At 40.8% G+C, this 26,467-nt stretch carries 24 protein-coding genes and 1 pseudogene; 20 read left to right on the top strand and 5 right to left on the bottom strand.

Features of this window, described 5'->3' with window-relative positions; all coding sequences use genetic code 11:
• Positions 1–448 precede the first annotated feature (448 nt).
• From OW157_RS05800 to OW157_RS05770, 7 genes are all read left to right on the top strand, one after another.
• The gene (locus OW157_RS05800) at positions 449–994 is read left to right on the top strand and encodes a GNAT family N-acetyltransferase (RefSeq protein ID WP_268752414.1); all 546 of its coding nucleotides are present in this window, start codon (positions 449–451) and stop codon (positions 992–994) included.
• A 163-nt stretch (positions 995–1,157) separates the two neighbouring features.
• On the top strand, positions 1,158–1,670 hold the full coding sequence (gene trmL, locus OW157_RS05795) for a tRNA (uridine(34)/cytosine(34)/5-carboxymethylaminomethyluridine(34)-2'-O)-methyltransferase TrmL (protein WP_268752413.1): 513 nt from the start codon (positions 1,158–1,160) through the stop codon (positions 1,668–1,670).
• Positions 1,671–1,819: 149 nt separating this feature from the next.
• Positions 1,820–3,928: a transglycosylase domain-containing protein gene (locus tag OW157_RS05790; RefSeq protein ID WP_268752412.1), complete on the top strand. Its 2,109-nt coding sequence runs from the start codon at positions 1,820–1,822 to the stop codon at positions 3,926–3,928.
• A 73-nt stretch (positions 3,929–4,001) separates the two neighbouring features.
• On the top strand, positions 4,002–4,370 hold the full coding sequence (locus OW157_RS05785) for a YlbF family regulator (protein ID WP_268752411.1): 369 nt from the start codon (positions 4,002–4,004) through the stop codon (positions 4,368–4,370).
• Positions 4,371–4,601: 231 nt separating this feature from the next.
• Positions 4,602–5,876 (top strand): metallophosphoesterase family protein, encoded by a 1,275-nt coding sequence (locus tag OW157_RS05780; protein ID WP_268752410.1) that lies wholly within the window; start codon positions 4,602–4,604, stop codon positions 5,874–5,876.
• 4 nt (positions 5,877–5,880) lie between these two features.
• Positions 5,881–8,643, top strand: coding sequence for an ATP-binding protein (locus OW157_RS05775; protein ID WP_268752409.1), 2,763 nt, complete (start codon positions 5,881–5,883; stop codon positions 8,641–8,643).
• Between the two features lie 12 nt (positions 8,644–8,655).
• Positions 8,656–9,609 (top strand): 3'-5' exoribonuclease YhaM family protein, encoded by a 954-nt coding sequence (locus OW157_RS05770; RefSeq protein ID WP_268752408.1) that lies wholly within the window; start codon positions 8,656–8,658, stop codon positions 9,607–9,609.
• A gap of 190 nt (positions 9,610–9,799) precedes the next feature.
• Here OW157_RS05770 and OW157_RS05765 read toward each other — a convergent pair whose 3' ends face one another.
• The 3 genes from OW157_RS05765 to OW157_RS05755 form a co-directional block, all read right to left on the bottom strand.
• Positions 9,800–10,891: a peptidylprolyl isomerase gene (locus tag OW157_RS05765; RefSeq protein ID WP_268752407.1), complete on the bottom strand. Its 1,092-nt coding sequence runs from the start codon at positions 10,889–10,891 to the stop codon at positions 9,800–9,802.
• Between the two features lie 102 nt (positions 10,892–10,993).
• Complete coding sequence (locus OW157_RS05760) at positions 10,994–11,350, bottom strand: YtxH domain-containing protein (protein WP_268752406.1); 357 nt, start codon at positions 11,348–11,350, stop codon at positions 10,994–10,996.
• Complete coding sequence (locus OW157_RS05755) at positions 11,350–11,787, bottom strand: HIT family protein (protein WP_268752405.1); 438 nt, start codon at positions 11,785–11,787, stop codon at positions 11,350–11,352. The genes OW157_RS05760 and OW157_RS05755 overlap by 1 nt, the downstream gene beginning before the upstream one ends.
• Positions 11,788–11,945: 158 nt before the next feature.
• Here OW157_RS05755 and OW157_RS05750 point away from each other — a divergent pair, with 158 nt between their 5' ends.
• The 4 genes from OW157_RS05750 to trmB are packed head-to-tail and all read left to right on the top strand — an operon-like array spanning position 11,946 to position 15,427.
• Positions 11,946–12,689, top strand: a complete 744-nt coding sequence (locus OW157_RS05750; protein WP_268752404.1) for an ABC transporter ATP-binding protein — start codon at positions 11,946–11,948, stop codon at positions 12,687–12,689.
• Entirely contained in the window at positions 12,676–13,908 is a 1,233-nt protein-coding gene (locus tag OW157_RS05745; RefSeq protein ID WP_268752403.1) for an ABC transporter permease, read from the top strand. The genes OW157_RS05750 and OW157_RS05745 overlap by 14 nt, the downstream gene beginning before the upstream one ends.
• A 60-nt stretch (positions 13,909–13,968) precedes the next feature.
• Positions 13,969–14,769: a phosphotransferase family protein gene (locus OW157_RS05740; protein ID WP_268752402.1), complete on the top strand. Its 801-nt coding sequence runs from the start codon at positions 13,969–13,971 to the stop codon at positions 14,767–14,769.
• Between the two features lie 19 nt (positions 14,770–14,788).
• Entirely contained in the window at positions 14,789–15,427 is a 639-nt protein-coding gene (trmB, locus tag OW157_RS05735; protein WP_268752401.1) for a tRNA (guanosine(46)-N7)-methyltransferase TrmB, read from the top strand.
• A 100-nt stretch (positions 15,428–15,527) separates the two neighbouring features.
• Here trmB and OW157_RS05730 read toward each other — a convergent pair whose 3' ends face one another.
• The gene (locus OW157_RS05730) at positions 15,528–15,899 is read right to left on the bottom strand and encodes a PepSY domain-containing protein (protein ID WP_268752400.1); all 372 of its coding nucleotides are present in this window, start codon (positions 15,897–15,899) and stop codon (positions 15,528–15,530) included.
• Positions 15,900–16,118: 219 nt separating this feature from the next.
• On the opposite strand from OW157_RS05730, the gene ytpR reads away from it, so the two are divergent.
• From ytpR to OW157_RS05695, 7 genes are all read left to right on the top strand, one after another.
• Entirely contained in the window at positions 16,119–16,748 is a 630-nt protein-coding gene (ytpR, locus tag OW157_RS05725) for a YtpR family tRNA-binding protein (RefSeq protein ID WP_268752399.1), read from the top strand.
• An 18-nt stretch (positions 16,749–16,766) separates the two neighbouring features.
• Positions 16,767–17,417 carry a hypothetical protein gene (locus OW157_RS05720; RefSeq protein WP_268752398.1) on the top strand — a complete coding sequence of 217 codons (651 nt, stop codon included), beginning with the start codon at positions 16,767–16,769 and terminating at the stop codon, positions 17,415–17,417.
• A 20-nt stretch (positions 17,418–17,437) separates the two neighbouring features.
• Positions 17,438–18,778, top strand: coding sequence for a UDP-N-acetylmuramate--L-alanine ligase (gene murC, locus OW157_RS05715; RefSeq protein WP_268752397.1), 1,341 nt, complete (start codon positions 17,438–17,440; stop codon positions 18,776–18,778).
• A gap of 50 nt (positions 18,779–18,828) precedes the next feature.
• Positions 18,829–19,728, top strand: coding sequence for a UTP--glucose-1-phosphate uridylyltransferase (locus tag OW157_RS05710; protein WP_268752396.1), 900 nt, complete (start codon positions 18,829–18,831; stop codon positions 19,726–19,728).
• Between the two features lie 153 nt (positions 19,729–19,881).
• Complete coding sequence (locus OW157_RS05705; protein ID WP_268752395.1) at positions 19,882–21,081, top strand: GHMP family kinase ATP-binding protein; 1,200 nt, start codon at positions 19,882–19,884, stop codon at positions 21,079–21,081.
• Complete coding sequence (locus OW157_RS05700) at positions 21,078–21,821, top strand: nucleotidyltransferase family protein (RefSeq protein WP_268752394.1); 744 nt, start codon at positions 21,078–21,080, stop codon at positions 21,819–21,821. Before OW157_RS05705 ends, OW157_RS05700 begins: the two co-directional genes overlap by 4 nt.
• 93 nt (positions 21,822–21,914) lie before the next feature.
• Complete coding sequence (locus OW157_RS05695) at positions 21,915–23,360, top strand: phospholipase D family protein (protein ID WP_268752393.1); 1,446 nt, start codon at positions 21,915–21,917, stop codon at positions 23,358–23,360.
• Between the two features lie 238 nt (positions 23,361–23,598).
• Here OW157_RS05695 and OW157_RS05690 read toward each other — a convergent pair whose 3' ends face one another.
• Positions 23,599–24,912: an alkaline phosphatase gene (locus tag OW157_RS05690; protein WP_268752392.1), complete on the bottom strand. Its 1,314-nt coding sequence runs from the start codon at positions 24,910–24,912 to the stop codon at positions 23,599–23,601.
• A 96-nt stretch (positions 24,913–25,008) separates the two neighbouring features.
• Between OW157_RS05690 and OW157_RS05685 the strand changes: the two genes are divergently transcribed.
• Both OW157_RS05685 and OW157_RS07620 read left to right on the top strand, forming a co-directional pair.
• Positions 25,009–26,019, top strand: coding sequence for a nucleoid-associated protein (locus OW157_RS05685; RefSeq protein WP_268752391.1), 1,011 nt, complete (start codon positions 25,009–25,011; stop codon positions 26,017–26,019).
• A gap of 322 nt (positions 26,020–26,341) precedes the next feature.
• Positions 26,342–26,434, top strand: a pseudogene (locus tag OW157_RS07620) (YSIRK-type signal peptide-containing protein); the annotation flags it as partial.
• Positions 26,435–26,467: the final 33 nt, after the last annotated feature.

The raw sequence follows: 26,467 nt of genomic DNA, 5'->3' as shown, positions 1-26,467 counted from the left end.
TTCCCAAAAGCTCTCAGATGGCTGTTTGCCATCTTTCGTGTTTTGGTCCAAGGCTTCTGTTCTTAGCGACTTTTGTCACACCCTTTTTGTCGAGTTCTGAAATGCAGCTCCTTCGACTGTTTCCTAAAGCTGTTTGGATACTCTCTGTCTATTCATCAGTCGGGTTCTGAAAAGCAGGACTGACATGCGTTTCCCAAAAGTCTTTGATAGCTAGTCGTTATCTACAGTCTTTTGGTCCAACGATTCCGTCCTACCGCTTTTCATCACACCCTTTAGTTGAGCTTGCAATCACGGGGCCGACGTCTATTTCTGAATGAGCCATCAAAAATGGCTTTCACCATTTTTTGACTCCTTCCGATATGGTCCGTCCCTTACTGCGATTGACTCACATCCTCTTTTAGTAGCTATTATGCTATAATTGACCAAAACTAGCGAGGGGGAATTGGGGATGGAAAACTATTTCAAACAAGACTTAGGTCAAGACATTTATTTACTCTATCCGGACATCTCTATGGCCAGTGAAGTCTTTGCCTTAATCAATTCAGACCGACACCATTTGCGTTCATATTTAGATTTCATTGATGCCACCCAAAAAGTATCCGACGAAGAGAACTATATTAAGAGCAAATTACAAGGCATTGCGGCTAATACCGATCGTTTATATTTTCTGGCTTACCAAGATAAAATTGTTGGCTGTATTGATTTGCACTGTATTAATTGGCAGACGCAATCAGCTGAAATTGGCTATTGGTTACATTCTTCAGTGACAGGGCAGGGATTAATGACTGTGGCAGTTAATCACTTAGTGAATTTGGCTTTTAAGCAAATGGGACTCAATCGTTTAGAAATTCACGCAGCAGTGGATAATTTACCTAGCAATGCGCTAGCCAAGCGGTGTGACTTTCGTTTAGAAGGGTGTGCGCGTTCGAGTCGACTCCTGTATGGCCAATTAATTGATATGAATCATTACGCTATCCTGAAATCAGATAGATAAAACGTTAGCTAACCTAACTGATATAAAATCTATTTAAAATTTTAATGGTCTGCTTAATTCTTTTATAGGCAGACTATTTTTGTTGTCATATTAAGATAACAACGCCTTTACAAACACTTAGCTTTCAATTATAGTAATGAAGTATTTAGAGAGGAAAGATAAGATGACAAACCATATTGTATTATTTGAACCCGAAATACCCGCTAACACTGGTAACATTTCCCGAACTTGTGCGGCCACGGACACTCACCTCCATTTAATTGAGCCCTTGGGTTTTAAAACCAATGATAAATATTTAAAACGAGCTGGACTCGATTACTGGGATAATGTTGATATCACTTATCATCAAAGCTTAGACGATTTTATGGCCTATTTAGGGAACCGGCGTCTGTATTTAATTTCTAAGTTTTCACATCAAACCTATTCTGACCCAGATTTTTCTAATCCAAACGATGAGGATCTTTTCTTTATGTTTGGTAAGGAAACAACGGGGTTACCTGAAGCTTTCATGCGCGCCAATTCTGAAAAGTGCTTACGCTTACCTATGGATGACCGCCATGTACGGAGTTTGAATCTATCAAACACTGCTGCCATAGTAATCTATGAAGTTCTTCGTCAGCAAAACTTCAACCAGTTGGAACGACAACACCATTATGCTAATGATAAATTAGACTAAAGGGTTCGACGTTTTATTCTTAGATCAATTAACTACCATCATATTAAATGATGGTTAAGTAATTATTAAATCGGTCTGCCGTTTGATTCAAAATCAGCAAACTTTGCTAAAATAGGATAGAGACAAAAAATTTAAAGTAGGTAATGTTTATGACTAAGGAAAAGCGGCAAGCCCGCACCTTTAAACAAAAACCCTGGGAGCAAATGACTGCCTGGGAGAAATTCAAATATTATTGGAAGAAATGGTACTTGACACGGTGGATCATTTTTGCGGTGCTTTTATTTGCATTTGTCTTTGAGAGCTATTTAGTGGTTTCAGCCAAGATGACAGATGTTTCTAATTTACAAGAACAACTTCAAGAAACTACTGAAATTTATGACCAAGAAAATAATCTAGCTGGAGAACTCGCTTCTAATCACGGGACTTACGTTTCTCTGGATGCCATTAGCTCAGAAATGCAAACGGCGCTTATCTCCACTGAAGACAAGCGTTTCTATCAACATCCCGGTTTTGATGTTATTGGAATTGGTCGGGCCGCATTTGGCTACGTGCTTCATGGTGGTCAAATTGTGGGTGGGGGATCAACTATCACCCAACAATTAGTTAAGAATGCTTTTCTAACTAATGACCAAACCCTCTTGCGGAAGTTTAAGGAACTCTTTTTATCCTTAGAAGTTGAAAAACATTTCACCAAGGATCAAATTTTAGAGATGTATTTGAATAATTCTTATTTCGGTAATGGGGTTTACGGAGTAGAGGACGCTAGTCAAAAATATTTTGGTAAATCTGCCCAGGATCTGGAATTGCCTGAAGGGGCTGTGTTAGCTGGAGCAGTGAAGGGACCTAGTGTCTATAATCCTGTTGACGATTATGATGCTACACTCGAACGACGTAATCTGGTTCTAGAAACCATGGCCAATAATGGTTTTATCAGTGGTGAACAGGCGAATGCGGCAATTTATACTGATATGCCCCAACAAAATAACCCTATTGATAATGATGCTTATCAATATCCTTATTATTTCGATGCGGTGATTGAGGAAGCCATCAATAAATTTGGCATTTCTGAAGAAGAATTGATGAATAAGGGCTACCGGATTTATACTACCCTTAATTCTGCCTACCAGGAGCAAGTTCAAGACGTCTACAATCAAACGGACCTCTTTCCAATGGCACCTTCTGGAGAGATTTCTCAATCAGCAACGGTTATTATGGATCCTTATACTGGAGGCGTTCTTGCTACTGTCGGAGGAACTGGTGGTCATAACTTCCGTGGCTTCAACCGAGCCACACAAATGTACAGGCAACCTGGCTCCGTGATTAAGCCACTCAATGTTTATGCGACTGCTTTGGCTAATGGCTATTCTGCGAATGATATTTTGCCAGATGAGGTCAAATCATATGGTGCCGATGACTATACACCACAAAATGCTGACTACCAAACCCAAGGTGAAATCATGCTTTGGGATGCTGTGGCTAAGAGTAAAAATACATCAGCGGTTTGGTTAATGAATGAACTAGGCGTTAATAAGACAATGAAGACCTTGGAGGGTTTTGGCATTCCTTATAGTGATGCAGATATGAATTTATCTTCTGCTTTAGGTGGTTTGAGTAAGGGAGTGACCCCTGTAGAAGTGGCTTCTGCTTATACGGCCTTTGATAATAAAGGGGTTCGCTCACAAGCCTATTTCATTAGCCGGATTGAAGATTCAGATGTAAATGTCATTGTGGAGGAACAAAAACCCCAACAAAATCAAGCGGTGTCGGCTGATGTCGCCAATGAAATGACATCAATCTTGCAGGCGACTTATGATGAAGGAGGCACTGGTGCCAGTGTGGAACCAGATGGCGTTGAGCTAGCAGGTAAAACTGGTACAGTAGAGATTTCGGTTGATGGCGTTGAAGATGGAGTTAATGACCAGTGGCATGTGGCCTATACACCTGATTTTGTTTCGGTGTCATGGTTTGGTTTTGATGAAACCAATCAAGAAAACTATCTTTGGGCTTATTCCCCAAGTTCATCTTATGAGGTGACGCGAACGATACTCGATCAAGTTGTGGCGGTTAGTCCGAATACACCTTTCCAAGTTGAATCGGCTAAGGCCCTATATGAAGCCTCACAAAACTATGAAGATCCAGAGTCTTCTGATTCCAGTGATACTAGTGAGGAATCATCAGATTCAGAGCCAGGAATTATTGACCGAATTTTCGAAGGCGGTCGTGATTTCCTAGATGGCTTATTTGGTCAAACGGGTTAAGCTCTTAACGGGTTATTGGTTTTCATTTATGAATAAACATGTTATATTAAGGACATTGTAAAGGAGTGTTTAGATGGCAAATATTTATGATACTATCAATGATTTAGAGAAACAAATTCGTGAACAAGACGTTTACACTGAATTATCACAAGCAATGGAAGCTGTTGCTGCTGATGAAACAGCCCACAAATATTATGATGACTTCCGTAAGATGCAAGCTGATTTGCAGATGAAAATGCAAATGGGCCAAGAAATGTCTGAAGAAGACGTGACCAAAGCTCAAGAATTGCAAAAACAAATGGAAGAAAATGACATCATTGCTAATTTATTAAACAAAGAAAAACAATTAAATCAATTGGTTGAAGACATCAACGCTGCAGTGACTCGCCCAATCCGTGAAGTCTATCAAGCTGCTAACCAAGATCAAGAGCAAGACCAATAAATCATCACTGATTAAATTGAGATAGGACCCGCTAAACTAGCTAATTTTGACAGTAGTGTCTACCACTATGTTAAGTTGCTTCTAGCGGGTCTTTTTCTTATACCGGAAAGTCAAACGATGTCTCTAGCGATTTTTGGTTAAAATCAGATAACAAGTGAGGCTAAGAGTCCGCTTTTCTAGCCCTATGTGTTAAAATATAAGGTGGGACTCTACACGATAGGAGAGATAGAAATGATTCGTTTTGTACATACTGCTGATCTCCATTTAGATCAGACATTTAATAAAATCGCAGCCAAAGACAGTAATTTGGCGCAAAACTTGTCATTAGCTACTGCTGAATCCTTTCAACGTCTAGTGGATACAGCGATTAATGAACAAGTTGACTTCATGATTATAGCTGGGGATGCTTATGATGGTGAGCGTGCCTCATTGAAGGCTCAGTTCTTTTTTGAACGGGAAATGGAACGTTTAGCTACAGCTAATATCCCTGTTTATTTGAGCTATGGTAACCATGATTATGTCAAAGATCCTAGCCATCGTTTACAATTACCTGATAACGTCAATGTTTTTGCTAGTGATGGCACAACTTTTATCTATGAGAGTACTAATGGAGACCAAGTGGCTATATCTGGTTTTTCATATGATAAGCGCTGGATTGAAGACTCACAAATGGGGCATTTTCCTGACCGCCAAGGAGAAGTTGACTTCCATATTGGCGTTTACCATGGCGATATGTCGCGCAAATCAGCGGGAAAACAATATGCACCGTTTAACCTAGCAGAATTACGACAACATGGTTACGATTATTGGGCTCTAGGTCATATTCACCAACGTCAACAGTTGTCTGCCAACCCACCAACCTATTATCCTGGTAACATTCAAGGCGCCAATTTCAAAGAATTAGGGCCTAAAGGGGCCTTGCTCGTTTCTTTACAAGTGGGACAAAAAGCAGAACTTGAGTTTATTGAGTCTAGTGACTGGCAATTTATTGAAACAGTCAAAGAATTGCAGCCAATCACTTCTTTGGAAGCCTTACGTGACCAAATTGAACGTGGTCTTCACGAACAAATTATGTATGCCAAGGAAGAGGGGCTTAATCTTATTGGACGCTTGCGTTTCCAATCTAATGGTGATGAAGAAACACTATACTGGTGGCATAACTATGCCAATGAATTACTAGAACAGTTGCAATGGAGTCTAAACAACCAGAATGCCAGCCGCCAAGAAAAAGTTTATTTGGCTGACCTAAAATTAGATGTCTCTAGTCAAGCTCAGTGGTCTGCATCGCGTGCCTTTAATGATGCGCTCAAAGCTGCCTACGACCGTTATCATGATGAAGAAGTATTCCAAGCCGCAATCACTGATTTGACTAAAAATTGTCAGTGGCAACAGCAAATGGCGACACGTCTTGATTCGCAAGACTTCCAAACGGATGTCTTGGACCGGGTCCGTGAGCTGATTGTGTTGGAACAAGCAAGTCAAAATCAAGAACAGCGGAGGGGATGAAACGATGAAAATAACAAAGATTGAAATTTTTGGTTATGGTAAGTGGGTCGATAAGACGGTTCACTTAGGGCCTGAACTTAATGTCATCACAGGGCCAAATGGATCAGGGAAATCGACCTTGATGAGCTTTGTACTTAGCATATTGTTTGGCTTTCCTAATTTGCGACGTAAGGGACAGCGGGACTATGATATTAACCCAGATAATCATTTCGGGGGCCGTCTTTTTCTTAAGGACACCATTTATGGCGATCTTGTGATTGAACGGACCCGTAAAAACGGTAAGCAGTTACTTTATATGACGCAAGCTGATGACAAGGACAAGGTGCCAGTGTCTGACTTTTCAGATCTTCTTAACGGCTTAAGTAAACAAGATTATCTTAATTATTTTGGCTTCACAGAAGAAGACTTAATGGCTTTTGTTTGGGAAAATGAAGAAGACTTTTCTAAGAGTTTGATGAGTTTAGGTGTATCTGGACGTAAGGTGCTTAATGAAATCACACCTGGCTTAGAGCAAGAGGCGGAGCAAATCTTTAAGGGCAATGGGCAACGCCCCGTTCTTAACCAACAATTGCAAGCCTTGGAAGCGTCCCAATCAGCGATTGACCGTGCTAGCCAAGACCAAAATAACTACTTCACACTCTTGAATGGTTTAGACCAAGATAAGGCGCGGTTAACTGACTTACGGGCGCAACAAGAACAAGTCAAAGCTAAAGAGTTACAGTTGGAGCTAGCTAAACAACAAGAGGGGTCTTTGCGTGAATATCAAGAATTAGAAGAAGAGCTTGCTGGTTTTAATTTTGTTGATTATGATGAAAACTTAACCAAAGAATGGTATCAAATCAATAACCGTCTCGAAGAATTAGAAGCTGATCAAGCTAGTCTTCAAGCCAGTGACCAAGAGCAAGCCCAAAGCAATGTAGGTCCAGAAGTAAACACAAGTGTTTCTCAACAAGGTATGGGTTGGATGGATACCCATCAAGCCGATAGTGATGTCATGTATGCCCAAGCCAAAGCTTATCGAAATCATTTGCAAAAGAATGAAGATATTAATGAAGAAGTGATTAAGAAACGTTACGAACAAAACCGCCTTTTACATATCATGGGCGCCGATGAAATTGGCGAACTGCCTGAAGAATTGTCTGACTCTGAACGGCAACAATGGCAAAAACAATACAAGGCTATTCAAAATCGACGGAGCTTATTAGGCAGTCAAGGACAGGCGTCAATTAGCGCACAAAATGAATTGGCTGATCTTGATGCTGAAGAAAAAGAATTGCGCAAAGAATACCAAGAATTACGTCAACAGGGAAGTCCTGGCCGGTCTTGGGTCTTTGTTTTTGGTTTAGTCTTGGGCCTAGTTGGTTTAGTCTTATTGCTGGCTTATTTCTTATTAGATGGCGCCTTCTTTATCGCTAGTGGTGTTATGGCCATTGTACTAGCGGTAATCTTTATTGGAGTAGGGGCTTGGTTGACCCAATCCGATAAAAAAGCATATCGTGACGATATCAAGGCCTATGAGTTAGATTTTATTGATATCCAGCAAGAACGTGATGCAATTCAGCACCGGCAAAATGATAATAGTGTGGAAAAAGAGCACTTAGACGATGAATTAGACCAGTTCTTGGAAGAGCTTGAAAATTTAATGGTCGAACGTGGGGGTCAAGACTATATCGAAAGTCTCGCTTGGATTGAGGAAGACTATGTCAATCAAATTAAGACCCTTGACCAAGATGTTCGTGATTTAGAATTAGTCTTAGATGCTGACAGTTTTTCAAGTGATCAAAATCATTTATGGGCAGACTATCAAGAGACTATTGGCCAAAGTCAGACCAGTGATGCTAGTCTCTATCAACAATTTGAAAATGATTATCTGGCCTGGCGTGAAGCTCGTTCAACGCGTGACTATCAAGACTTCGCCAACCAAGAACGGCAAAATCGGACTCAGCATCTAGCACATGCGATTGGCGAATTAAAACAAGAACGACAAGCTATTTTAGACCAGTTTTCTGCCCGCGATGCGGATGACCTCCAAGCTAAATTAGACCAACAAATGACTATGGCAGATAAGCAACAACGTTTTGACATTTTAGCCCATCATTTGGATTTATCCTTATTGCCTTTCTTGAATCAAGACCAAGCCTTAAGCCAACAAATTGAGCAAGCTAAAGCAAGCATTGCTAGCAACCAAACAGAAATTCAAGAACTATTGGATCGGATATCGCAAAGTCAAGCTGATTTAAATCACATTTCTTCTAATGATGACTTGACTCGTTTAGTGGCGGAAGATGATCAAACACGGTCACAAGCCCGGCAAGCGGCAGTTGAATGGGCCGCACGGAAGATTACTGTGGATATTTTTGAACAAGCAACCTTGGGTGAAGGTGGCGATGCTAACAAGTTGGTTATGGGTAATGCGGTACGCTATGTCAACGATTTAACTGATGGTCGCTTCACTAAGTTAACCTACCGTGAAGATGGGCTTCGCATTTATTCTGAAGCAACAGGGTGGTTGCCAGTGGACCAACTCTCTCATGGTGAAAAAGCCTTACTATTCATTGCCATGCGTTTTGCTTTCCTTAATGCGCAGTTAGGACAAGTTGAATTGCCTATCTTCATCGACGAAGCCTTTGCTCATCTCGATGATCAACACAAGGAAAATGTTTATCGCTTCTTGGCAGACCGTAGCTTAGACAACCAAATTATCTTATTGTCAACCGACGAGCTATTCTCTGACCAATTGCCACACACTAATTATCAAGAAATTTAGAGAGGGGATTGGATGGATTACAATCGAATTTATGATATTCCGGTGGATGAAAACTTTGAAACCTACCTTTTGATTAAATTGGCAGAAAAACGTCAAGATCGAAATGGAAAAATGTTTATCGCCTTTACCTTCGAAGATCGTTCAGGTAGTATCTCTGGTATGTATTGGGGAGCCAGTGAAGAAGATTTGGAAACTTTCCAAGCTGGGCGCGTGGTTCATATTGCTGGCCGTCGTGAACTTTATAATGGCAAGCCCCAAGTTCGTATTAACGCTTTGCGCTTAGCTAGGGATGATGAACCCAATGATCCAGAAATGTATATCGACCAAGGTCCAATGTCTCGCCAAGAAATGATTGACGAAATTAATCCCTATCTCGATGCGATTACTAATGAAGATTACCAGCAGATTGTGCGCCATATTCTCAACCAAGCCTCTAAGGATTTCTTCGCCTATCCGGCCGCTAAGAAAAACCACCATGCCTTTGTTGGCGGTTTAGGTTTTCACACAATTTCGATGTTGCGTTTGGCTCAGTCTGTAGCGTACCAATATCCCATTATAGATAAGAGCTTGCTTTATGCGGGTGTGCTTCTCCATGATATTGGAAAAACCATTGAGTTATCAGATCCTTTGACCACTGAATATACCCTAGCTGGTAATATGCTTGGTCACATCACTATTATCTCTGAATGGATCAACCAAGCCGTCTTAGATTTAGGCCTGGATAACAATGCAGAAGAAATTATCTTGCTCAAGCATATGGTCCTATCTCATCATGGTAAACGCGAATGGGGGTCGCCTGTAGAACCGCACTTGTTGGAAGCGGAAGTGCTTCACCATATCGATAATCTTGACGCATCTATTGAAATGATCAAAGAAGCCCTTGACCATACCGATGCTGGTCAATACACTGAGCGAATTTTCGGCATGGATAATCGTAATTTCTATAAATTCAAAGAAAGTCACTAATAATACATTATAAACTATAAAAGCCAGACCTAGCTTGGAAGCTTGGGCCTGGCTTTTGTTTTACTACATGGTTATTTCCGAGAAAACTTATTTGACTAGGATATGTAGTATTAAATAAAAAATATAAAAACCCAGCTAGCATGATTAAACTAGCTGGGCTATTTTCTTATGTGTGTCCTAGCAAACCATTTTATTCAGCTTTATCGCTGTTGTCATCGTCTACTTGGTCATCTTTATTTTGGTCGTTTGATTGATTAGCGTTTTTGTTAGATTCCTTATCATCGGACTCATTGTCTTTGTCAGATTCTTTATCATCGGACTTATTGTCTTTGTTGTTTTCGTTAGAATTGTCACCACTAGCTTTGTCATCTTGATCTTTTTGATCTTCCGCTTGCATTTGGAAGTCATCTAGGGCATCTTCTAAGTCTTTGTCCTTGATGTCGATTTCATACTTGTTAAGTAGGTCTTGAACGACTTTCTTAACTGTATTAGTATCTTGCATTTTATCTTGGCGGATAGAGTCTTCTAATTGACCCTTTTCGTCCTCTAAGGAGCCTTTATCTTTTTTCTTGTCTACCTTAATGATATGGTAGCCGTATTCTGATTTAACAGGTTCCTTGCTGTATTCCCCTTCGTCAAGTTGGAAAGCAGCGTCTTCAAATTCTTTCACCATTTGTCCTTTTGAAACTTCACCGAGGCTACCACCATTAGCAGCTGAGGTATCAGTAGAATTTTCTTTGGCTAATTCTGCGAAGTCAGCACCGTCATCTAATTGTTGGATGAGGTTCTTGGCGGTTTCTTCATCCTTAACTAAGATATGAGATACTTCGATAGGTGCTTCATAGTTGTCATAGGCGGCTTTGACTTCTTCATCTGAAACAGGGATATTCTTCGATACCGCCGCTGACATCAATTGATAGTAATATAATTGTTCTTGGTAGGCTTCTTCAGAGTCAAAACCAGACGAAGCAAGGACTGTTTTGAACTTGTCATCTTCCTTATATTGTTGTTTAAGTAAAGCCATTTGTTGTTTGGCTTGGTCTTGTAATTCTTTGGCCTTGTCTTCGCCAACCTCTTTTTCAAAGACATCAGACAATACCATTTGTTGTAAAACGGCAGATCCTGAGGTGTCTTTTAATTGTTGGTTAAAGTCTTCCTGGGTAATCTTGATATCTTTACCAGTTACAATAGCATCGCCGGAATTCGCTTGGTCGCAAGCGGCTAAGGCGAGGGCAGATACTAATGATAGGGAAGCTAAACCGATTTTTTTAGATAAACGCATGGATAGATACACTCCTCAATATAAACTATGTGATTCAATATACCACAAGATGGAATTTATAAACAAGCCTTGTACTTAATAGTCAAGGAAAGTTCATAATTATTAATTTTTCTGGAATTTAATTTGAGCTGATTCCATGTCATTGTGGAATTGATTGATTTTCTTCTGCATGTCGTTGTATTGAGGAACAGCAGTCCGTTGGAAATCTTGGATTGCAAAATTAATTTCGTCGCGCGCAATCTTAGCAGATGAAATGCCTTGCTGACTTAAATCGGTAACCGCATTTTGTGCTTGAGCAATTGACCCTTGCATATCATGGGCTGCATCACTCAAGTTGTCAGCATAATCCTTAATAATTTCCCGATTCTTCTTACCTGCATGTGGCGTCTTCAAAAGGGCATAACCACCACCGAGAAGGACGCCCCAGATAAGACCGCTAGCGAATTTTTTTCCGTTCATTAGTCCACCTCTTCAATTTCTTGACGGATACTTTGGGCGATTTCAGCTAATTCTTGTTCAGAATATTGGTCTTCTGCAGTTTCCCATTTTAAACCGAAACCATCATCTTCTTTAGAATAACGTGGGATGATATGGATATGCGAATGGAAAACTGATTGGAAGGCATCTTCACCATTGTTTGACAAGAGGTTGACCCCAGTCATCTCTGGAAAAGCTTTTTGCATGGCACGGGTAATTTTTGGTACCCGGCTAAAAACCATGGCGGCATCGTCATCTGTATAAGCAAAAATATCTTGGATGGCTTTTTTAGGAATCAATAAAGTATGGCCTTTAGTAACTTGACTCATATCGAGAAATGCCATAACCTGGTCATCTTCATAGACCACATTAGCAGGGATCTCGCCTTGACCAATTTTGTAGAAAATAGTCTCTGACATAGTAATATACACTCCTTTTCGTAGGCTGTTTCAATGACTATAGTTTAACACATCCACCTAGGAGTCACAATTTAAGTAAATGTAATGCATTATTAATAGGTTACTGGGCCAAGATTTGATACACTAAGGCTAATCAATGGAGAGAAGGAAGAGACTGTATGACTTTATCAGTTAGTAATCTCAGTGGCGGTTACTCTAAACAACCTGTCCTTCACGACCTAAATTTCACTATTGCAGACGGTGAAATTGTCGGTTTGATTGGACTCAACGGGGCAGGCAAGTCCACTACTATCAAACATATTATCGGTTTATTGAAACCTCTAGCAGGAGAAGTTCGCATCAATGGGTTAAGCCTAGGAGAAGATAACCAAACTTACCGGCAGGCATTTTCTTATATACCGGAAATGCCTGTGCTCTACGATGAATTAACCTTAAGAGAACATTTAGCGTTTACTGCTATGGCTTACCGCTTGGATTTTGACCAGGCTCTAGCAGCCAGTCGTCCATTATTAGAGCAATTTCGCTTGTGGGAACGGCTTGATTGGTTACCTATTCATTTCTCCAAAGGGATGAAGCAAAAAGTAATGATTGCTTGTGCTTTTATGGTTGAGGCTAGTCTTTACGTGATTGACGAACCATTTTTAGGCTTGGATCCTTTGGCAGCTAATGATTTTATTGCAATGCTGGAAGCACGCAAACAAGCGGGTGCCAGTGTCTTATTATCTACCCACGAATTACAACGGGCCGAACAATATTGTGATCGTTATCTTTTCCTAGCAGCAGGGCATTTGGTTGCTGACGGTAGTTTGGCTGACATTCAAGCCCAGTTTCAAATGCCGGATGCCAATTTAGAAGAAATTTACCTGCACTTAGCAAAGGAGTCTGGCCATGCCCTTAGCTAAACTCTATCAAAAACGTCGACAAGAGCGGCGAAATTATTTCTTAAAGTATGCTCAGTACATTTTTAATGATCACTTAGTTTTGGCTCTCTTTTTTCTCTTGGGAGCCTTGGCTTTTCAATACCGAGCTTGGTTGAAAACAGTCACCGAGCCTTCATTATGGGCAGATGGCATCTTCTTGCTGACCGGTTTAGTAATAATTTTACTGGGTCAAGCCAAAACATATATACAAGCAGCTGATACCATGTTTCTCTTACCGATGGAAGCTTCTTTTACTGCTTGGTTTAAGCGTAGCTTTTTTCAATCATTGCTTAGTCCTTTACTTTGGCTGGCTGCTTATTTGCTTGTGGCCTATCCTTATCTTTGGGCCAGCCGGGCCTGGACTTGGCTGGAGTTAATCCCCTTAGCTATTAGTTTAGCCATCGCTAGCTTCGCTATTATGGTGACGAATTTTGAAGCCTATCATTTTAAAGTAGTCAAAATGGCTCAATGGCGGTGGGGTTTAATCATTGTAAGTGGTCTTGCTATCGCCTTGGCTTTGGCGTCTTGGCCATGGTTGGGCTTGCTTTTGATGACTGTATCTTGCCTAACTTTATTCCTAAGTCAAAGGAGCCCCTTTGCTCAAGAAAAATCAACTTGGTTTTGGGAAAAATTGGTGAGTGATGAAGAAAAACGCCAGCAAAATAATGATAAATTAATGGCGCTTTTTGTGGATATTAAAACAGTGTCACAACAGATTAAACGCCGCTCTTACTTAGATCGTTTACTCTTGTCAGCTAAAAAAGCTAAGACACCTTTTTATTATCTCTATCAACGTAGTTTTTGGCGGAGTCCAGAATTCTTCCCAATTTGGGCTCGGCTCACGATTCTAGGCCTGGTTTTCTTAGTTTTTTTACCAGATGCCTGGTTATCATTAGGCATTATTTTAGTGGTTCAATATTTTAGCCATTTTCAAATTTGGCCTTTGTTTCAACATTTTGACCGTCATCCCATGGTCCTCACTGCACCTGTAGGAGGGACAGATCGTGGTCGCGGTTTTCTACGCTTTGTCGCTCAGCCGATGTTGATACAGGGCATGCTCTTTATTATTTTTGCCTTTATTTTCCAACCTTGGCGCTTTGCCTTGATGCTGGTATTGGGCTTGGTTTTAATAGGGGGGCTGATCTTACCCCTAATCTTTAAGAAGAAAATTGAAAAAGCCAACAGCAAGCGCTTTTTCTAATTGACTATTAGACAAATAAAGCCTACAATTATGAATGCTGTTTTTATTTTATTGGAGGAGGTGTCAGGCTTGGAATATCAATTTGACCAAAATTGGACATTGGAACCTATTGGCGGGGATACTGGCGAAGCATTTATGGCTTCAAACAATCGAGAGCGTTTATTTATGAAACGTAATTCATCTCCCTTCCTAGCTGTCTTATCAATGGAGGGGATTACCCCTAAGTTGGTCTGGACCAAGCGCACCTCAAATGGAGATGTGGTCACGGCACAAGAGTGGCTACCGTCTGATGTCTTGTCTGCAGAAATGATGCAAGGAAGTAACGTCATTAATCTCTTAAATAAATATCACCACTCAGAGCATCTCTATAACATGTTGGAGAAGATAGGGGGAACCACTTACCAAGCGGCAGACTTTTTAGCTGACTATCATAAGGAGCTGCATCCCCATTTACTTAGCCATAGCTTTTTAAATGAAATTGCTGCTTACCTTGAGGAGACCCTTAATTTTGTCGCTGATGGTCCGCAGGCGGTATGTCATAGTGACTTAAATCGGCGCAATTTTCTATTGTCTGATCAGAATCGCTTGTATTTGGTGGACTGGGAAATGGTGAAAATTGCTGATCCAATGTTTGATATCGCTCAGGTCCTGGTTCAATACATCCCTTGGGAAAATTGGCAGCAATGGCTAGATCGATATGGCTTGAATTTAAAAGCGAGTAATTATTTCCGCTTGGAATGGTATTCCTTATTAAATTTACTTTTGTTGATTAAGGAAGATTACCGTCAGGACCGGTATTTGGCTTTAAATACTCGCATCATTAAGTTAAAACATATCTATAAAAATCGCGTCTATCAATAGTTAGTAAAGGAGTAGGCTAATGCGAGTGAGACATAAACCTTGGGCTAAGGATATGTTGGCTGACCATCCTGAATATGTGGTTGCTGAGCCAGAAAAATTGGTTGGCAGTTGGCAGGATGAATTTAAAAACAGCCACCCCATTCACCTTGAAATTGGGTCGGGGAAAGGTCAATTTATCGTAAATATGGCCCAAAAGTACCCAAATATTAATTTTATTGGTTTAGAAATGTTTGACAGTGTGTTGGTTACTGCATTACAAAGAGCATTAGAAGTCGATTTGCCTAATCTGCGTTTGATTCGTGCAGATGGGCGAAAAATAACGGAATTTTTCCAAAGTGGGGAAATCAGTCAACTGTACTTGAACTTTTCTGATCCTTGGCCAAAAAGTAAGCACGCTAAGCGACGCTTGACCCATGAAAACTTCTTGACGAATTATCAAGTGGTACTGAAAAAGGATGGTCATTTACAATTTAAGACAGACAACCAAAACTTATTTGAATATTCGCTAGTAAGCTTGTCCCAATATGGGATGGTTGTAGACGATATTTCTTTAGATCTCCACAACAGTGAGATTCCCGATAATGTTATGACGGAATATGAGGAAAAATTCTCAAGTCGTGGTCAAGCCATTTATTATTTATTGGCACACTTCAAATAATATTGAAAAAAAGCGACCCCACTATTAAGGCGGGGTCGCTTTTTCGTTTCACTCTGTCGTCGGATTCCAAACGCAAGTGCTGACGCTTTTTATCACAGCTTTATTTTACTTTATAGATTTCTAGGATTTGGCCATTTTCAGCATTGGCTTTGAATTCGTATTGGACAAGTTCTTTGTTTTCGGTACGGGAGAGGCCACCGAAGTAAATATTTTGTTCTTGACCATAGCGTTGGTTAGGGATTGGTTTTAGTTCGATCCATGAGCCTTCAATTGGGGCATCCGTGTCATCAGCTTCAAAATAAGCTTTGACATCTTCTAAGACATCTTTACCACTTACAGATTGTTGGCGGTTGGCGATGAGGCTAGCTACTACACCTCCAATAACTAGACCGCAACCTAATAGAATACCTCCTAATAGGTAATCACTATTGTCATCTGTAAAGTCACGCCAGTTGCTTGTTTCTTCACGCATAATAGAGCTCCTTTCCACTATATTCTATATTAGTATAGCAATTTCTCTACTAAAAATATAGTAAGACCATTAGGGAAAGGTTTGCCTTTTATAGCGTGTCGTTATATAATTTTAGAGGGAATATGAACATTTTTTCTTAAAAATGTCTAGGTAATACTAGACGTTTTTTGTTAGAGGCTGTTTAAGCCTGGTTCATAAAAAAAGGAGTTATTTATCACTATGTGGATTAGTTTTTATAATCGCCAAGGTGTTGGTGATGTATTGATGTTTTCTAAGGGGCATCTCGATCGCTCGAAAATTGCTGTCGAGACCATTGCTAACGTCACTCGTATTTACAATAAGGAAACCAAAGAAACTTTTGGTTACAATTTCCATCATATTTCTGAACGTTTGGAAATCGAAGGGAATGGTCATGTCCAACTGAGTGAGGGGCAAATGGACACCCTCAACCAGTTGATTTATGAGCAAGGTTATGATCCTATTCCTTATGAGAATGAGCCACGTATTGTGGTGGGTAAGGTCTTGACTTGTGTCGACCATGAGGATTCTGACCACTTGCATGTGACAGAAACTCAGGTTGGTGAGGATGTTTACCAAATTGTCTGTGGGGCAAGTAATGTCCATGCTGATATGGGCGTCATTGTTGCCTTACCAGGGGCAGTGATGCCTAATGGTCAGGTTATTCGTCCTGGGGAATTACGAGGTGTCGCTAGTCAAGGAATGTTGTGTTCAGCCTATGAATTAGGCCGCGACCCAGAACATAAACAAAAGGGTATCATGGAAGTGCCGCTTGATTTAGAGTTGGGTACTCCTTTTGACCAATTAACAAGTGAACAGCTAGCTCTATAGCGAGGAGGAGAAGGGTCTATGGCGCGTAAGGATTTCGTCCCGTTTTTTGAAAAACCGAATAATGAACGAAAAACCAAGCAGCGTCAGAAGACCAGCTTTCCTAATTATATGAATTGGTATGTTCCTAAAGACGCTGCCCATAAGGAAGCATTAAAGAAAAATGCCTATTCCTTCCAGTCAGGGAGTAATCGGCGCCCTAAGCAATCCGATTTTAGCCAAGGTGATAGGGAGTATCAGCCCATTGACCGTCAGCGGCGAACGAGACCAAGTGCCTACCAACACCCCATGGCAGATGAGGCCTTGCGTGAGGAAAATGAATTCATGCAGAAACGTCGGCAACGGCACCAGGCTATTCGTAAGGAATTGGAGGATTATCGAAATTATCAGTTCCGTCAACCTTTTAAGCCAACCCAAGTGCCTTCTATTTGGGGGAATAAGGATAAGTCAGCCTTAGAAAAAAATCAACCCGTGCAACAGGCTAGTCCAAGTCAGAACAAGACTCAAAGGACTAAGGGTAATCAAATTAAGGATGATAAGAGTAATTTTGCTAATAAACGTAAACGGAGTAAACATTTAAACCGGTCCTTTGCCGATATTATGGACCAAGAACGGACTGGCAAACAAAGTCAGGCCTTTATGCGCGACTTCAATCGTCGCCGAGAAGAATAGAGATGTCAGGAGCAATCGTAATGGATAAGACGCAAACAATTTATCATTTCACTGGAATTAAGGGGTCAGGCATGTCTGCCTTGGCTCAAGTATTAAACGACTCAGGCTACCAAGTCCAAGGGTCAGATGTCGATACTTATTTTTTCACCCAACGTGGCTTAGAAGAAGCAGGTATTCCGATTTTACCGTTTTCTGCTGATAATATCAGTGAAGACATGACGGTGATTTGTGGTAATGCCTATGGGGATGACCATGAAGAAGTCGTTCGTGCCAAAGAATTAGGCATTCCTGTGACCCGCTACCATACCTTTTTAGGAGAGTTTATCAAGCAGTTTACCTCTGTAGCCATCACAGGTTCGCATGGGAAAACATCAACAACTGGATTGATGGCCCATGTCTTATCGGGTTTGGTTAAAACATCTTATCTCATTGGAGATGGGACAGGTAAAGGGATTGAAAACGCCAATTACTTTGCCTTAGAAGCCGATGAATACCGAAAACACTTCCTTGCTTATGCACCAGAGTATGCCATCTTCACTAATATTGATTTTGATCATCCTGATTTTTATGAAAATATTGACCAAGTTTATGAGGCTAACTTGGCTTTTGCCAAACAAGTTAAGAATAAGGTCATTGCTTTTGGGGAAGATCCTTATCTCCAACGCTTTAAAGATGAAGTGAAAGATGTGTCTTATTATGGTATCCGTGATGAAGATGATATCCAAGCGCGTAATATTGTACGTGATACGTCTGGCTCACATTTCGATGCCTATGTCGAAGGCCATTTCTATGGGCACTTTGACCTACCAACTTATGGAAAACACAATATTATGAATGCACTGGCAGTGATTGGTTTCTGTTATTTTGAAGGTTTTGATGCAGAACGTGCTGCTAATGAATGCTTGAGTTTTGCAGGAGTGAAGCGTCGTTTCACTGAGAAAAAAATCGATGATATGACTATTATTGATGACTATGCTCACCATCCATCTGAAATCCGAGCTACGATTGATGCCGCTCGTCAAAAATATCCTGACAAGGAAATTATTGCCATCTTCCAACCTCATACCTTTAGCCGGACGATTGCTTTGATGGATGATTTTGCCAAAGCATTGGACTTAGCTGATAAGGTTTACTTATGTGAGATTTTCGCATCAGCTCGGGAAGTGGATACCCATCAAGTTAGTATCGAAGACCTAGCAGCTAAGGTAACTAAACCAGTTGAAGTTCTAGCGCTCGATAATGTGTCACCATTATTGGATTACCATGATGATGTCGCTGTCTTCATGGGAGCAGGTGATATTTCTAAATTTGCCTATGCTTATGAACAATTACTTGGACAAAGTCAACCCACAAACCATTAATAGTTAATGTATGCCGTCATGACCAGTGTTAGAACAGGGAGGTATTTTTGATGAAGCCAATTAAGAAAGCTGTCATTCCTGCTGCCGGATTAGGAACACGTTTCCTGCCTGCCTCAAAGGCGATGGCCAAGGAAATTATTCCCATTATGGATAAGCCCACCATCCAATTTATTGTAGAAGAAGCGGTTGCGGCGGGAATTGAAGAAATCTTGATTATTACAGGGCGAAACAAGCGCTCCATTGAAGATCATTTCGATGCCAATTATGAATTAGAAGACAATCTAATCGCAAAGGGCAAAAAAGCTATGTTAGAGATGGTAGAATCAACGAGTCATTACAATATTCAATTCCGTCGTCAACACTATCCGAATGGTTTGGGCGCCGCTGTGTTAGAAGCCAAGTCTTTTGTTCAAGATGAACCTTTCTTATTGTTACTTGGTGATGACATTATGGTGTCTGATGAGGATACTGCATTGTCCAAGGCCTTAATTGCTCAAGCTGAGTCGACTGGTCAAATGCAAATTGCTAGTCAAACTGTACCTAGCCAAGATGTATCCCAATATGGTATTATTACCACGGAAAAAGCAGGTGATTTGGAGCGGGTGACTCGTTTAGTGGAGAAACCCCAAACTAATCAAGTCAGCTCAAATAAGGCCATCTGTGGACGCTATATCTTGAACCCAGAAATTTTTGCGGTATTGGAGTCTTTACCAGCCAATGATCAATCAGGAGAAATTGAACTCACTGATGCCTTAAATATTTTAGCGCAAGAACAGACAATTTATGATTTTGATTATCAAGGCAAATGGTATGAAGTAGGAGAGCCCCTTGGTTTAGTTAAGGCTAGCATTCAATATGCCTTGAAACATCCTGAAACGAGCCAAAGCTTTAAAGACTATCTCCAAAGGGAAATTATTCCTCGCTTGAAAGCAGACGATAGTCAAAAATAAAATGAAAAGCAGATTAAAGAGCCTGAGATAAATATCACAGGTTCTTTTTATAAACATAAAATACCCTATTGTTCTTTTTGGTGAAAATATCTCCGGAATGCAGATAAAGATGCTATAATAACAAGAAGACTCTGTGTTTTAGAAAGGACGACTATGAAAGAACTAATTCAAGAATCCCAAAGCCGTTTTCCCAATGAAGATATCCGGGGTGTCCAATCACCATTAAGAATTTGTCCTATTGGTGCTCACTCTGATTTTCAAAATGGTAAGGTAACAGGTTTAACTATTGATGCTAGTGTAGATATGGTTTATTCCCCTAGTGATACGGGGTATATTCAAGTTTATTCAATGGATTTTCCAGATAAGGAACACTTCCATGTCAAAACGCGGTCAGATTATATTCCGGGCTTTTGGGGAAATTACTTGCGAGGAGCAGTGCTGGCTATTCAAGAAGACTATGTCCTAAAAACCGGTCTTAATGGGGTAATTTCTGGTAAGTTGCCAATTGGTGGCTTATCGTCTTCAGCAGCTGTAACCACAGCTTATTTAATGGCCCTTTGTGATGTTAATGGTATCCAATTCTCTAAGATGGACTTGATTCGTTGGTCACACTGGGTAGAGACTGAATTTATCGGTTTGAAGAATGGTATCCTTGACCAGTCTGCCAATATCTTGTCTGAGGATAATCGGTTGATGCTAATGGATTGTTTGGATTGGACCTATGATCTAGTTGACCAAGGAACAGATTGGCCTGAATTTGAAGTTATCATTGTTCACTCAGGTATTACCAAACAATTGATTGGGACGGACTTCAATAATCGGGTAGATGAGAGTCACGTCGCTGGTTGGTTGATGCTAGAACATGGCGGTTACGACCTCCCTAAATTAGACGATGTGCGCTTCCGCCACATCGACCGTTCGATTTATGATGCCGAACGTGCCCACATTCCCGACCGTTTTGGTAAACGGGCTGACCATTTCTATACCGAACAAGATCGAGTAGAGGAAGGTGCCAAAGCTTGGGCAGCTGGAGATATTAATCGTTTTGGGCAATTGATGTTCCAGTCAGGAGAATCTTCCTTCTACCAATATGAATCTGGCATTCCCGAAATGAAATTAATTTTCGATACCCTAAAGGAAACTGAAGGGGTATATGGGGCTCGGCCATCAGGTGCTGGTTACCGAGGCGCGGTGATTGGCTTTATCAATCCTAAATTTAAAGAAGCAATTAAGGCAGCTGTCGATGCGGTTTATCCTAAAGCTTATCCGGAATTAGCTGATGCCTATCATATTTCCTTTGCTAAACAGGCTGATGGCGCTCACTATGTTGATTTACAGGGAGGACAAGTATGAAAGCATTAATTTTAGCTGCTGGGTATGCCACTAGACTCTACCCACTCACCAAAGACACTCCGAAAGCTTTGCTGGAAGTGGCCGGTCAAACCATCATGGACCATATTGTGAGTAAAATTGACTTAGTCGATGCTATTGATGAAATTATTATTGTGAGTAATGATAAATTTGCTGATAATTTCCAAGCTTGGGCCAAGCAAGCAGACTATTCTAAAAAACTAACCGTCCTTAATGATGGAACATTAACCAATGAGACCCGTTTAGGTGCTATCGGTGACATTCACTTTGTTAGCCAAGAATTAACGTTAAATGATGATTTGATGGTACTCGCTGGTGATAATCTTTTTGACTTTGACTTGCGTGATTTTGTGGCCTTCTTCCAAGAAAGAGGCACCGATGTTATTGCCGCCTATGAAGAAAGCGACCAAGAGCAGTTGACACGCGGTGGAGTAGTCAAAATTGATGACCAAGAACGGGCGATAGCTTTTGCAGAGAAAAAACCAGCGCCCATTTCTAATTTATCAGTGCCAACCTTCTATATCTTCCAAGCGTCAACTCTAAGCTTGATTGCTGATTATTTGGCGGCTGGTAATAATCCTGATGCTCCTGGTCATTTTATGCCCTACTTACTGGAAGAAAAGCCGGTTAGTGTCTTTGTATTTTCAGGTGGGCGTTATGATATTGGTACCCTAGCTAGTTATGAGCAAGTCCAAGAAATTTTCGCCCAAAGAAATCGTTAAAAGTTAGCTCAAGCCCTGGTTAATTAGCAGAGTCTTGACTAGTGTAAGTGGATTTTCTGCGATTAAAGCTTTAAACTAATCAGGAGGCGTGCAATGAAAAAAATAAAATGGGGATCTTGGCTGCTGGCATTAGCAATTTTGATTCCATTATTAGTGGGAGTTTACTACTATTTCCATCCCATTCCGGACCATTATAGCCAAGTAGGAGCCATTCACCAGACTGATGATGTCGAGTTTCTGCGTGACTTAAGCTATGCTGATCAAGCCGGCGAGCTTAATCATGACCAAGAAATTTTTGACCATGTGTTTCAAGTCATCGATGAGGCAGAGGAATTTATTGTTATCGATATGTTTCTGTTCTCAGATGATTATGATCATGAGAAGCAAAGTTTTCCGTCCTTATCCAAGGAATTAGTCGATCGTTTGGTGGCCAAGAAACGGCGGTCGGATATTCCCATTATTTTTATTACGGATCCACTAAACTCCTTCTATCGCACTTATGAACCTGAAAATTATGAACGTATGCGTGATGTTGGAATTGAGCTGGTAGAAACTGATTTATTGGTTCTACCTGATTCCAATCCTGTGTATTCAGGCTTTTATCGGACTTATTTTCAGTGGTTTGCTCCTTCTAGGCAAGGCTATTTACCTAATGTCTTTCGCCCCATGGGTCCTAGGGCCAATATCATGTCTTATCTACAATTATTGAACTTTAAGGCCAATCATCGCAAAACGATCGTCTCTGACCAAGAAGCTATGGTTATTTCAGCTAACCCTCATGACGGCTCGGCTTGGCATTCTAATATTGGCCTAGCCGTAAAGGGGCAAGTTCAAAATGACTTGTTGACTAGCGAGCAGGCTGTTTACCAGGATGCTGGTGGCAATAATCCCCAGCAATTTGCTGATTTTTCCCATAAAATACAAACAGAGTCAGACACTGATGAAGGCCAATACAAGGTGCAATTATTGTCAGAAGAGAAAATTAAAGACAAGCTATTGCAAGTCATTAATCAAGCGAAAGCTGGTGACCAGTTACAAATGGGATTATTCTATTTATCCGACCGGGATATTGTTACTGCGCTTAAAAAGGCCAACCAACGTGGTGCCCTGATTCAAATTATCTTAGATGTTAATCAAGATGCCTTCGGGAAACAGAAAATAGGGATTCCCAACAAAGTAGTGGCCCAGGAACTATTGGATGCTAGTGATAATCTCCAAATTCGTTGGTATCAAAGTCATGGTGAGCAGTACCACGCCAAGTTTCTCCATTATAAAAATGCGCAAGAGACTATCTTTATTGGTGGATCAGCTAACTTCACTAAAAGGAATTTAGGTGACTTCAATTTGGAAACTGATCTGGCTGTCACAGCGCCTAACGATTCTGAATTTGCCCAAGCAGTGGCTAGCTACTATCAAACGATTTGGACCAATGCAGGAGGAAATACCTATACGGTTGCATATGACCACTACGCCGAAGACAAATGGTGGAAAACAGTGATTTATCATCTGCAAGAAAGATTAGGCTTGTCGTCATTTTAAAGCTACTATTTTAGATAAAGATTAATAATGAAAGGCTGGGATGAAATTCCCAGCCTTTTTGTGATATATGAATATTTGGGGATGAATGTTTTCGTTTCATCCTTTTAGTAGGCCTTCAAAAGTCAGAACAGACTGCCTTTTCCAAAATCCCTCAGATGGCCGTTTGCCATCTTTCGTGTTTTAGTCCAAGGCTTCTGTCCTTACCGACTTTTGTCACACCCTTTTACTTTAATATAAACTATTCTGCTTCGAAAGGGTCGATGCTGGTCATGTCTTGGCCAGCTGCCCAGGCTTTGAGTTGCTGACCGGTGTGCGAATTTTCACGCCAGCCTGCCCAAGCTTCTTTGCCAGGTCCAAAGGCATAGACATTGACATCTTCGCCTGTGTGGTCGCCAGTGGTCCAACCGGTGTTGGAACGGCGATCAATGATTTCACAGAGGGTGTCTTCTAAGTTAACCCGTTTTTGTTCCGGGGTAAAGGCATTCTGTTGATAGGTAGAATAAATTTGATTGAGCTCGGTGGAACTGAGGGTGAAATCAATATTATCAGTTAAGCTTTGCATCCAATCGTGACTAAGAAGCATGTCTTTAGCGATTTTGCCTGGAGTTTGTGTAACGGCTCGGATATATTCCGGAAGCCAGGAAGCAACTTCATTGACTCCCATTGTCATTCCCCCAGTGGCATGGTCGGCAGTGGCGATAACTAAGGTGTCACCATCTGCTTTAGCAAAGTCGAGAGCTGCTTCAAAGGCAGCGGTGAAGTCAGCAATCTCACTCATGGCAGCGACAATATCATGGTGGTGGGCTCCCCAGTCGATTTGGCTTCCTTCAACCATTAAGAAGAAGCCTTGCTCGTTGTCTAAACGCTTAATTGCTGACTGAGTCATTTCTTTAAGTGAAGGAATCACTTGTGGATTGCGATCAATAGCCATAGGGAGTCCAAATTCAGAGAACAAGCCCAGAACTTGAGAATTGGTAGACTCAGCGAGTTCGGAATGGGTATGGATAACATCATAGCCTGCTTTTTTAAATTCATAACCCAGATTGCGGTCTGGCCGGATGAAATGGTGGCGTCCCCCGCCCAACATGACATCTAATTTAAAGTCATCGCCTACCTTGTCATCAAAGTACTGGTCAGCAATAGCAAAATAGTCATTTCGACTAGCGACATGAGCGCCAAAGCCAGCAGGTGTGGCGTGGGATACTTCGGCTGTGGCGACTAAACCAGTTTTTTTGCCATGAGCTTTGGCAACTTCAACTACAGATTCTAAACGTTGACCATCTTTATCTTGTCCAATGATACCATTAGCCGTTTTACTACCAGTCGCCATGGCAGTAGATGAGGCCGCCGAATCGGTAATTGTGGACCAACCATCGAAGGAGTAGGTTGACTGTTGGCCAACAAGGTGGTGGTTATAGATACAAGGTTGGCGAAGGCCGTCAGCATGCTGGTTGACATATTCACGGTAGGCAGAAACCAAGGCTACCCCCATTCCATCTGCAATCATAAAGATAATATTTTTAGGCGAAGTTGAATGAATAGACTGAGACATAATATGCTCCTTTCCAAGCGCGGGATAAATTGTTAACTCAAGTTTAACATGATAGAATAGTCTGTCGAAATTATATACAGAGAAAGTTGGAAAAATATGCTTACTATTACTCATGCCATCCTACATATCTTTGATGGGGCTAGCAATGAACCCCTCCTATCCCATGTGGAACTTGATAAGCGCTCGCCTTATATTCATGATTATATTAAGAAAAAGTGTGAAAAAATTACCCAAACTGATCGCATGAAAGAAGGGGTTCTCACTGATGACTCACCAGTGAAGGCTTTATTTGATGCTATCCAGGACGATTTCATCTCAATTAGCCAAGAACTTAGCTTAATGCTCAGTGAAATGATTAAAAGTAATGCGGATATTCCTAATGCCGACCTGTTATGGGCATGTATTCGTGGTGAAGACCAATCCTCTTACCTGGCCATGTTCAAATTAAATCATCAAGAAGCGATGACCCACCATGTCGACTACGAAGACCAGAACCTTAAAAATGACTTAATTATCAACCAAGCGATTCTGCCTGGAATAAAACAAGGAATTGATGAAGGCTTTCTCTATCAATTGGATAATGGCCATATCCAAATTCTTGAGAAGAAACATCTTATTGATGAAAGTGGCGACCGGGAGTTTTACTTAAGCGAACGATTTTTAGGTCAAGCCATTAAAGCTTCCCTAAAGGAAAATATTGGCATTGTTAAAAAAGCCGTGTCAGCTACTGCAAAGAAATATGCCGAAGCTGACTATGCCCAACTAGCTCAAGCCAAAGAAGTACTCAACCAATCCATTGTCGATCAGGGCACTATTGATAATGACGTCATAGCAGAAAGCCTCTATCGCGATAAGCCTGCACAAATGGCAGATTATTTAGAGGCATCCAGTCAAGCTGGCCTACAAAATGATGAAAAGATAGTCGCGGATCCGGCATTAATGACTAATCGCATGCAAAAACAAAAATTAAAACTGGATAATGGGATTGAATTATCGATTCCAATTGAATTATTTAACGACCCCAATAGCGTGGAAATCCAAAATAATCCAGATGGGACAGTGTCTGTTTGGCTGAAGAATATTGATGAGATTAAGAATATGTTTTAACTCATTTATAATAAAAAACAATAAAAGAAACAATTTAGGTCTAGATTAATTAAAAATAAAATACAATTATTGTTCTTTTATTCGTTAAAACTTCGGATCGGTAATAATAAAAATGCTTATATATCAGCGTTTTTGATTTTTTGCTATGATTAATTATAAAAAAATATGTGAAGATATGATGACTTTTACGCGAATTTATTTTGAGAGTGCTAAAATTGTTGATGTTTACGTTACTAGGTAGTCAAGCAATTTTAAGGAGGCACTATATTTTATGGTGGGGAAGAACAATTTGCAAGTATGACGTGAGAAAACGTCGAATAAAGTTTACAAGTACGCAATTAAGCGGCTAAATTTTGGGGTAGCCTCTGTTGCGGTAGCAGCAGGATTATTATTTATTAGTGATTCGTCTTTAGTGAGTGCGGCAGAAACAGAGGGTCATACAGACTCT

Source organism: Aerococcus kribbianus (assembly GCF_026805545.1).
GTDB classification, from domain to species: Bacteria; Bacillota; Bacilli; order Lactobacillales; family Aerococcaceae; genus Aerococcus; species Aerococcus kribbianus.
The sequence above is the reverse complement of the archived record's forward strand: the minus strand, read 5'-3'. Positions and strand labels throughout refer to the sequence as shown.